Raw genomic sequence first — 9,051 nt, 5'->3', positions numbered from 1 at the left:
AACAAAACCTAATCCACATCTTGAGCCTTACGGCTCAAGTCAAGGAGTGGGTCAGTTTGAGATGGAAATGGCGGGTCAGTTTTGCGTGGAAATTAACAGGCATGGGTTGTTGGGCTGCCAGGCGGTGATGTGATGGTGTGGGATCTTGATGTGCTAGACGCATCAGCCGTCACCTCATTGATATCAGACAGCATCAATTCCAAAAACCTTTATTGCTACAACGCAGCTGAGCTCCTCACATGGGCTATGAGTACTGCAAGGGCCGCAAACATGGCGCCAGCAGCGGTCTACGACCCTCTCTGGCATGTCAGGTACGTAGATCCGGATCGGATCTACGACATTTCAAGGCGCGCGGTCATCGAACAAGCCGCCGCAGCGCTTGTGAAAGCGCATAAAAAGTCATCCCCACCCACATCGCTGGAAGCCATCATGCATGGGGCTGGCATGAATGCTCGCGCAGTTAAAGCTGCCCACGACAGAGCATGGTCCGTCGCGCCGCTAAGCACATGGCACTACAGAAATGCAGTGTTGGGCCATGCGGATCCACACAGAGTCATGATGAACCGTGGCTGGGAAGTTTGCGCGACGAACCTGCCGACACAGTTGGTACAGATCAGCTGCAATGGGATGCCAGTTGATATTGACCGCCTGGAATCGATTAGATGTGATGCGGCGGCGGTAGTTGCCAAGGCTGCAAGTACTGTAGTTGAGCACATCCCGTCGTTGTACGAAATCCAGGCACGTCTATCCGCTATGTCCGGAGGAGCTACTGATGAGATCCGCTTAGCAGTCGGAGAGTACGCCAGATCAACGGGTGTTGAGCTTGATGCCAGTGACAATGGCCTTCCATCCATCAGCCTAAAGTCACTATCAAACAAGGGGGCTATAGCGCTACCCGGCATCGCCGCATGGCGTGACCTGTGTGATGCAAGACGTACCTTGGCGTCATGTGATGATTTGATTGCATCAGTGTCACCGAATGGACGGATCCACCCCCTATTCGGATACGACACCGTAACAGGCCGGCTAACAGCAAAACGGCCCGCTTCTATGGCGATGGATCAGCGCCTCAGGAGTGCTGTGACGGCTCCTGAAGGGTCTGTGATCATTAGTGCCGATTACAGTCAAATCGAACTGCGCATCGCCGCATGTTTCGCAGAAAAAATGCGGGCAGGCACTGGACTCCCTGGAATGCTGGCAACTGCCTTCAGGACTGGCGTTGACCCCCATCTCACCACAGCATTGCAGTCTGTCCGGCAGCGTGGAGATATCGATTTCACCGGCAATGCCGCTGCGTACATTGCTGGACTATGCGACGAGGAACGCTGTGAACTGAAGTCCAGACTCTTCGTTGAACGAGACACTGCCAAAGCTCAGAATTTCGGACTGCTCTACGGTATGAAAGATTCATCGTTCTGGGAATACGGGCGGCTAGCTTATGGGCTCACATGGACATTTGAAGAGGCACAAGCGGCAAGGGATGCGTGGTTCAAGATGTACCCGGAAATTGCTCTGTTACACGACTCGTACCAGAGCACGTTCAGCGCAGCGGCAAAGGAAACACTGTTTCTGAAAGCGCATGACGGTGTCTTTCAGACCACCACCTCTCGGGTTGTCAGCGGTGCCACATTGAGCGGCAGGAAGGTTACTGCAACCTCTCCTTTTCTGCTACTGAGCTACGCGTGTCAAGGCACAGGCGCAGACATCATCATTAGCGCCATTGCATCGATGGATCACGGCACCAGGCGGCACCTCGTGAATGTGGTTCACGATGAGCTTGTCCTGTGTGTACCAGAGTCATGTTCGCAACGAGAGGCCGCAGAGGTTCGAAGAGCGATGCTCAGCGCTGAAGATGCTGTTTTTGCACAGTACAACATCCCTGCTTCTGTCGACATCACAGTGGGCAACTCCTGGTCCTGAGCTGATAGCAGCTGATACCGTAAAGTACCACCCGACACTCATAAAAGGTACTGACTCATGGCTACAAAGAAAAAATCCGGTGCGGGAGCTGATGAACAAGGCCTACGTTTGGTCGTCGTTGGACGCGGAGAGACGCGTGGCCGTCGGCCTCATCTGCTCAGACTGCGTGAATCGCTATACCAAGAATTGAAAACGGTTGCGGATGGGCAGACGTACTTGCTCATTGAGATTGCTATGCGCCGCTTAATCAATGAGCTCAAGGCACGTCCGGTCAATCCCGTTGAGATAGTGCAAGCACAGGATCTCGACGCAACGCAGCTCGATGAACACTTGCTTGAGCAGTTTTCATCTCCAGCTGCAGCAGCTTCCCGCAGAGCGCCCTCAAGAGTTGCAAAGAAAGATCCACAGTAGAAGGGCTTGAGCTTCCTGGCACCTTCACCGCCCTGCCCATCTTTTCGTCACCGACACATCAAAGCGTTGAAGTCATGAAACCCACAAAAAAAATCCACTCCTCTGGCGGCAATCCCTGAATTGCAGGTCCTCGTCACGGTCCGCGCGGCAGCAGCGCAGACAGGACTGACTGAAAAAGCAATTCGACGCAAGATCGAATCTGGAGTCTGGCTTGCAACTGTCGAGTTCAGCCGTGCGCCAAATGGTCAAATTTTCATTGATCTGCAAGCTGTAGCGCGCTGGCAGCGCGGCCTGCGTCGCTTTTGAGATTTTCTCGATTTTTTAGACAATCTGATATCAACAAATATCATTAGATTTCAGGAGTGCAAAGCATGGCGACAGCAGTGAAAAAAGTGAAGGCAATCCCAGGCGTCGAAGTACGCGACGCATCGATACGCATCCGTATAAACATGCGAGGCACAAGCGTCATCCAACGACTGAATGCGCCGGACGGCAGCGCTCTACTCCCCACTCTGCAGAACGTGATGTACGCAACCCAGCTTGTCACAAAAATCAAGGCCGACATCAGACTTGGAACGTACGAACACGAGAACTATTTCGCAACCGAAAATTTGACTTCGGAAACGAAGCCTATACCGACTCTCATCGAGCAAATTGATCATTGGTTCAACACGCTAGATCTCGCAAAGTCGACAATGCGCGGCTACGCTGTTTGCTGCAATTTCTGGCGCCGTACAACAATTGAAGTCACAGTCGGTAGAGGGAAGAAAGCTCGCGTCGAAGAAGTGAAGATCGCAGACATTCCGCTCGACAAGTTGACGCTGTCACATCTGCAACTGGCGCGCAAAAAAAGCTTCAGCGCTAAGCGGCAAAACGTTCAACAACTACCTGAGTGCTGTCAGCTCGGCGCTCGCGCTGGCAGTGCAGGATGGAATTCTCACTGAAGCCGTTTCTACAGCTCGTGCGCATAAAAAGTGGCAGAAAAAGCAAGCCGATCCGTTCTCTCTGAATGAGATCAACAGTATCGTTTCGTACATGCGCGAACGATACGACGAACGCATTGCGAATCTCGTTGAATTTTGGTCCCTCACAGGCCTGCGCTCTTCTGAGTTGTACGGACTGCGCTGGGGCTCAGTGGATTTCAATAGAGCTGAAATCAAGGTCCACGAAGCGCTGGTTTTTGGTGAGCACAAAGCGAGCACAAAAACGGACTCATCGAGAATGGTGCTGCTGACCAAGCGAGCCATCGAGCTACTGAGGCTCCAAAAGAAGTTCACGTTTATGGGAGGCAACGATGCGTTCGTTTTCACGAACCCTTACGACGATCTTCCATGGCACTCAGAAAAGTCGATAAGAAACAAATACTGGATACCGACACTTCGCGCATTAGGTATCCGCTACCGCCGACCATACAACATGCGTCACACAAACGCGACGATGCGCCTAATGGCAGGTCAAAAAAATTGGCTACGCTGCAGGACAGATGGGGCACAGCATTGAGATGTTCACGCGCACGTATGCGCGCTGGCTTAACGGTGAGCAAGATCGAGTAGAACTCGAAAAGTTTGAGTTGCTAACAGAAGCGCAGCATGGTCAGCAGCAAGCTGCAGCGTACGTTCGACATGTACGCGGTATAGCAGGGCAGCAATCGCCGCGCACCTGACACGCATCGCAGAGACAAAAAAGCCGCTCATCGAGCGGCTTTTTCCATGAGGTTCTGAGCGGCCGTGATAGGCATCAGTTGTAAGCGTAGAAAATGTGTCGTGACACGCTCTTCTGCGCACGCCCCCTAATCATAGCGCTCAACTTTAAATCAGACAAATTTGCCCAAAATTTTGCCCAGCGAACCACTCAGCACAGATAACCATTTGATTAAATTGAGAAAGTCTGGAGCGGGTGATGGGAATCGAACCCACGTTATTTGCTTGGGAAGCAAGAGTCCTACCATTGAACGACACCCGCGTCTGCGACGAAGCCACGACTGCAGCTGTCTTCGACACACTCACAGTTCCAGGCTGCGAGCTTGGGCTATCGTACATCAAGGCTGTGTAGCCTCCGTTCAAAATCGGAGCATTTTGGCAATTTTTTGCCTCGGAGTTTCCCCGAAAGTAGGGTTTTGAGGACCAGCCTTTCTTCCTCGTTGTTAGGGACACTCCGGTCACGACTGCCTAGCCTCAAATCACATGGGTAAAATTGTGCGGGATCAAAGAGCCTGCATTCAACTGCTGCTCCAAGCGTCGAGCAAAGTCCTGGTCCTGGAGCACGCAAGTCTCGCTACGGGCAAGCAGGTTGCTCTCGTTTTGCGCTTGACCAAGATCTTCAATAATTTCTGTAAATACTGGCCAAGTACTGACCGCCCCTGCCGAATCATGCCGCTTTGCTTCTGCGATTTTTTCCTGCCCGCTGACCACCGTGCCTTGTCTGAAGCACAGGCGGCTGGACGATGGAAGCCGGCCCGCGGAGCTGCGGCATGACGGAGCAGCAGCTTTATGACCTGGCTCCTGCGCTGGAGCTCATGGCTTTCGGTCTGGTGCTGGCCCTGGGGCCTTTGTGCTGGGTCTGGTGGCGCAGTCGCGGCACCGGCCCCGGCAAACGTCTGCAGGCCCTTTGCGTGCTGACGCTGTTCCTGACCTTCGATCTGGTCTTGTTCGGCGCCTTCACACGGCTGACGGACTCGGGCCTGGGCTGCCCTGATTGGCCTGGCTGCTATGGCACGGCCAGCCCTATCGCAGCACATGCCCAGATCTCCGAGGCGAAAGCCGCCATGCCGACCGGCCCTGTCACCCATGGCAAGGCCTGGGTGGAAATGATTCACCGCTATCTGGCGACCACGGTCGGCGTGCTCATCATTGCCATGACGGTCATGAGCTGGAAGCAGGCGCGGGCCGCCAGACGCAAGGGTCAGCACGCGTCTTTCAGCGGCGCGGCCAACCCCTGGTGGCCGACTCTGGCTCTGGTATGGGTCTGCATACAGGGCGCTTTCGGCGCCTTGACGGTCACCATGAAGCTGTTTCCGGCCATCGTCACCCTGCATCTGCTGGGCGGTACCGGCTTGCTGGCCTTGCTGGCCATTCCTGCATCGGGACTGAGCCAGCAGCAGGCCGGTCGCTCTGCGGCCCCGATTGCCGGACGCTTGCGCATCGCGCTATGGCTGTGTCTGGCGCTGCTCATCGTCCAGGTCAGCCTGGGCGGCTGGGTCAGCACCAATTACGCCGTGCTGGCCTGCACGAGCTTCCCCGGCTGTCAGGGCAGTTGGTGGCCGGCCATGAATTTCGCCGAAGCGCTGCAGATCTGGCGCCCGCTGGGCATGCTCAAGGACGGCAGCCACATCAGCTTCGAAGCGCTGACCGCGATCCACTACACCCACAGGCTGGCAGCCTATGTGGTGGTTCTGGCACTGGCCAGCCTGTGGTGGGCATTGCGTCATGCCCCTGCACTGGCCAGGCAGCGCCGGCTGCTGGGATTTTTTGCGGTGCTGCAAGTTCTGACGGGTCTGTCCAATGTGGTGTTGGACTGGCCCCTGGTGGCGGCCGTGCTCCACACCGGTGGAGCTGCGGCCCTGGTAACGATTGTGGTCTGGAGCCTGGCCGTGACGCGTAACCATGCCGTCACCGCCCCCGACCCTGAAATGGCGCACCGCCCTGCCTGAGGCATAGCGCAAAAGAGTGATTGCATGAGTCAAAGTGAAGCCTTGTTGAACAACACCTCGCGAATCAGCCAGTTCTACGCGCTGACCAAGCCGCGCGTGGTGCAGCTCATCGTGTTCTGCGCCCTGATCGGCATGGTGCTGGCCGTACCCGGCTGGCCCACGGCCAATCAGTGGATCCATATGGGCGTCGCCTGCGTCGGCATCTGGCTGGTGGCGGCTGCCGCTGCGGCCTTCAACTGCCTGGTGGAGCGTCATATCGATGCCAAGATGAAGCGCACATCATGGCGCCCCACGGCGCGCGGCGAGCTCTCCAGTCAGCAGGCACTGGCCTTCTCGGCCATTCTCTGCATGATTGGCGCCACGATCTTGCTGGTCTGGACCAATGCGCTGACGATGTGGCTGACACTGGCCACCTTTGTCGGCTATGCGGTGATCTACACCGTGGTTCTCAAGCCCGCCACGCCACAGAACATCGTGATCGGCGGAGCTTCAGGCGCCATGCCACCCGTGCTGGGCTGGGCCGCCATGACGGGCAATGTCGGCCCCGAGGCGCTGATTCTGTTCCTCATCATCTTCCTCTGGACTCCGCCCCACTTCTGGGCACTGGCCCTGTACCGCGTGGAGGACTACCGCCAATCCGGCCTGCCCATGCTGCCCGTGACCCATGGCAGCGAATACACGCGCCTGCAGATTCTGCTCTACACCGTTGTGCTGTTTGCGGCCGGTCTGCTGCCCTTCATGTACGGCATGAGCAGCTGGCTGTATCTGTTCGCGGCTGTCGTTCTGGGTGCAGGCTTCATCGCCTATGCCGTGGCCCTGTACCGCAATTACTCGGACGAGCTGTCGCGCCGCACCTTCCGTTTTTCACTGCTTCACCTGAGCCTGCTGTTTCTCGCCCTGCTCGTGGATCACTACCTGTTCATGGCCTGATCTTTCAAGCCCTGCCATTGCAAAAGCCCGGCTCGCCGGGCTTTTCTACGCCTGTCGGAAAGTGATCTTCCCGTGCTTTCCGAGTCTAGGTTTGAGTGCGGATTGAATGGATCTTGTGCAGCCCAGCCAAACCCCGGGCTCCGTGACCAGGACGCAACGTACCGCCGACGGCTCAACGGCGGCTTGGCCGGACACCCACTCTGATCACCCCGATCACCAAAAAAGGCCGGCCCCGGCTACAGGGCTGGCCTTGAGCCTGCATCCGGCAGACCTAATCAAGCGTCCATTTACAGACCCTTGAGCAGCTTGCCGTTCACTTCCTTGCCGTACATGGAGTACTTTCCATGGTGCTTTTCGGCCGTGGCCTGCAGATTGCCGTTGAAGCGCGGATCCTGGCCACGCTCCTGGCTGTTGATGAAGGTCGCCACATCCCAGGCTTCCTGATCGCTCAGCGTTGCATTGCCGTAGGGCATGTTGTTCTTGATGAAGTTGGCCGCCTTGTCGATGTCATGCATGCCGGCACCCCAGTTATAGGAGTCCTTGCCCCACAGCGGCGGGAACACGGCCACATCGCCGACAAACTGGCCCTTGCCGTCTGCAGCGTGGCATAGCGCGCACTTGGCTTCATAAACCTTGGCACCGGCTTCATAGGTGGGAGTCTCTTCGGGCTTGCCCGCCTTCTTGAAACCTGCACCGGGCAGCTTCTCGCCCGTGGGAGCCTTCTGTGCCATCCAGTAGGCATAGGACTCCAGTGCCACCAGAACGTCATGACCGTCGTCCGGTGCCTTGCCGTTCATGGAGTACATGAAGCAGCCGCGCACGCGCTCGGCAAAGGTGTCCACATGGTCGGTCTTCTTGCGATAGGCCGGGTACATGGGGTAGGCCCCCCACATGGGGGCTGCGCCCTTCAAACGACCTGCGTCGAGGTGGCAATTGGTGCAGCTCAGCGGGTTGCCCGAGAAGCCTACGGCATTGACCGGCGTGCGTGTGAAGATCGCTTCGCCACGGCGCACCCACTCGCCCATGGGGCCTTCCGGATAGTCGCTGACGCCGGGAGGTGTGAATTCACCGGGCTTGGCTGCCACTGTCACGGCCTTGGCGTCTGCAGCAGGCGCGGCCACCTTGGCTGGTTCTTCAGCCTTCTTGGGGCTGCTGATGCTCATGCCATACCAGAGCGCGCCGCCCAGACCGGCGAACAGGCAGGCCACCACCGCGTATTCAGCGAGATTGGAGCTTTTGGAAGCAGTTTGTTGTTTGTCCGACATTGTCAACTCCCGAACTCTTAAGGCTTGGCGGTTGCTGCGGCAGCAGCGGGGTTGTGCAGGCGCTGGTAGTACGCAGCAACGGCCTTGACGTCATCGGCCGTGAGCTTCTTGGCTACAGCCCCCATCAGACCCAGTGGGCCGGCCTCACGCTGCCCCTTGTTCCAGGCATCGATCTGACTTTGCATATAGTCGGCAGATAGATGGCCGATGGCCGGAAAGTCCTTGCCCACGCCCACGCCACCGGGGCCATGGCACTGCGCACAGGCAGGAATGCCGTCGGCCCAGCGACCACGCTCGACCAACCAGGCACCGCTATCGTCGCTCTTGCCGGGCAAGGCACCACGCACGCTCTTGATAGGCAGTTGCAGGCTGGCGTAATAGACGGCCACATCGGCGCGTTCCTGCTCGCTCAAGGCCTTGGCCATGGGAGCCATGACAGCGGACTGACGGGCACCGGCCGCCAGCTGGTTCAACTGACGCTCCAGGTAACCGGCGTGCTGACCCGCCAGTGCGGGGAAGCCAGGCTGGCCCTCGCCCTTGGCACCATGGCAGGTGACGCAGGCGGCCGCGCCGCCGGCCGAGCCGGACTGAGCGATCTTTGCACCGGCAGCGACATTGCCGTTCAATGCAGCCTTGGCGGCAGCAGGTTCTTGCGCCCAGGCGCTGGTCGCCATCAGCATGGAAATGCCGACAGCCACCCACGACCGGGGCAGAGTCTTTGTGTTCAAGCGATTCATCTTGGGAATGGAGATTTAAGCGGCTCAGATCTGCCGCACATCAGGCGTGTGCTGAACGCCGACGTCTGACCTGGAATGTCACGAGCCAAAGCAGCCCAATGACAGCAAGCACATTGCCCGAAGATACTTATAGAAGATT

Annotated in this window: 10 protein-coding genes and 1 tRNA gene; 7 read left to right on the top strand and 4 right to left on the bottom strand. The window is 57.4% G+C overall.

Annotated features, from left to right (window positions below):
* Nucleotides 1-132: 132 nt before the first annotated feature.
* The 5 genes from V8Z78_RS24405 (at nucleotide 133) to V8Z78_RS24385 (ending at nucleotide 3,831) form a co-directional block, all read left to right on the top strand.
* Nucleotides 133-1,920: a DNA polymerase gene (locus tag V8Z78_RS24405; RefSeq protein ID WP_349732312.1), complete on the top strand. Its 1,788-nt coding sequence runs from the start codon at nucleotides 133-135 to the stop codon at nucleotides 1,918-1,920.
* A gap of 57 nt (nucleotides 1,921-1,977) precedes the next feature.
* Nucleotides 1,978-2,331, top strand: coding sequence for a hypothetical protein (locus tag V8Z78_RS24400; protein WP_150106953.1), 354 nt, complete (start codon nucleotides 1,978-1,980; stop codon nucleotides 2,329-2,331).
* A gap of 120 nt (nucleotides 2,332-2,451) precedes the next feature.
* Complete coding sequence (gene xisR, locus V8Z78_RS24395; RefSeq protein WP_349732311.1) at nucleotides 2,452-2,637, top strand: excisionase family protein; 186 nt, start codon at nucleotides 2,452-2,454, stop codon at nucleotides 2,635-2,637.
* A gap of 65 nt (nucleotides 2,638-2,702) precedes the next feature.
* Nucleotides 2,703-3,275, top strand: a complete 573-nt coding sequence (locus tag V8Z78_RS24390) for an Arm DNA-binding domain-containing protein (protein ID WP_349732310.1) — start codon at nucleotides 2,703-2,705, stop codon at nucleotides 3,273-3,275.
* Entirely contained in the window at nucleotides 3,253-3,831 is a 579-nt protein-coding gene (locus V8Z78_RS24385) for a tyrosine-type recombinase/integrase (RefSeq protein WP_349732309.1), read from the top strand. Before V8Z78_RS24390 ends, V8Z78_RS24385 begins: the two co-directional genes overlap by 23 nt.
* A 388-nt stretch (nucleotides 3,832-4,219) precedes the next feature.
* On the opposite strand, the gene V8Z78_RS24380 is transcribed toward V8Z78_RS24385, so the two are convergent.
* Nucleotides 4,220-4,293 (bottom strand) — tRNA-Gly (locus tag V8Z78_RS24380).
* 212 nt (nucleotides 4,294-4,505) lie between these two features.
* The gene (locus V8Z78_RS24375; RefSeq protein WP_012838685.1) at nucleotides 4,506-4,742 is read right to left on the bottom strand and encodes a hypothetical protein; all 237 of its coding nucleotides are present in this window, start codon (nucleotides 4,740-4,742) and stop codon (nucleotides 4,506-4,508) included.
* A gap of 59 nt (nucleotides 4,743-4,801) precedes the next feature.
* Between V8Z78_RS24375 and V8Z78_RS24370 the strand changes: the two genes are divergently transcribed.
* A complete protein-coding gene (locus V8Z78_RS24370; RefSeq protein WP_349732308.1) occupies nucleotides 4,802-5,980 on the top strand; it encodes a COX15/CtaA family protein in 1,179 nt (392 codons plus the stop codon).
* 24 nt (nucleotides 5,981-6,004) lie between these two features.
* Nucleotides 6,005-6,910 carry a heme o synthase gene (gene cyoE, locus V8Z78_RS24365; protein ID WP_003062379.1) on the top strand — a complete coding sequence of 302 codons (906 nt, stop codon included), beginning with the start codon at nucleotides 6,005-6,007 and terminating at the stop codon, nucleotides 6,908-6,910.
* A gap of 287 nt (nucleotides 6,911-7,197) precedes the next feature.
* Here cyoE and V8Z78_RS24360 read toward each other — a convergent pair whose 3' ends face one another.
* Together V8Z78_RS24360 and V8Z78_RS24355 are read right to left on the bottom strand one after the other, a co-directional pair.
* On the bottom strand, nucleotides 7,198-8,175 hold the full coding sequence (locus tag V8Z78_RS24360) for a c-type cytochrome (RefSeq protein WP_003062380.1): 978 nt from the start codon (nucleotides 8,173-8,175) through the stop codon (nucleotides 7,198-7,200).
* Between the two features lie 17 nt (nucleotides 8,176-8,192).
* Complete coding sequence (locus V8Z78_RS24355; RefSeq protein ID WP_045839462.1) at nucleotides 8,193-8,912, bottom strand: c-type cytochrome; 720 nt, start codon at nucleotides 8,910-8,912, stop codon at nucleotides 8,193-8,195.
* Nucleotides 8,913-9,051 lie beyond the last annotated feature (139 nt).

The organism is Comamonas sp. wu1-DMT (assembly GCF_040187805.1).
Taxonomy (GTDB): domain Bacteria; phylum Pseudomonadota; class Gammaproteobacteria; order Burkholderiales; family Burkholderiaceae_C; genus Comamonas; species Comamonas thiooxydans.
The sequence above is the reverse complement of the archived record's forward strand: the minus strand, read 5'-3'. Positions and strand labels throughout refer to the sequence as shown.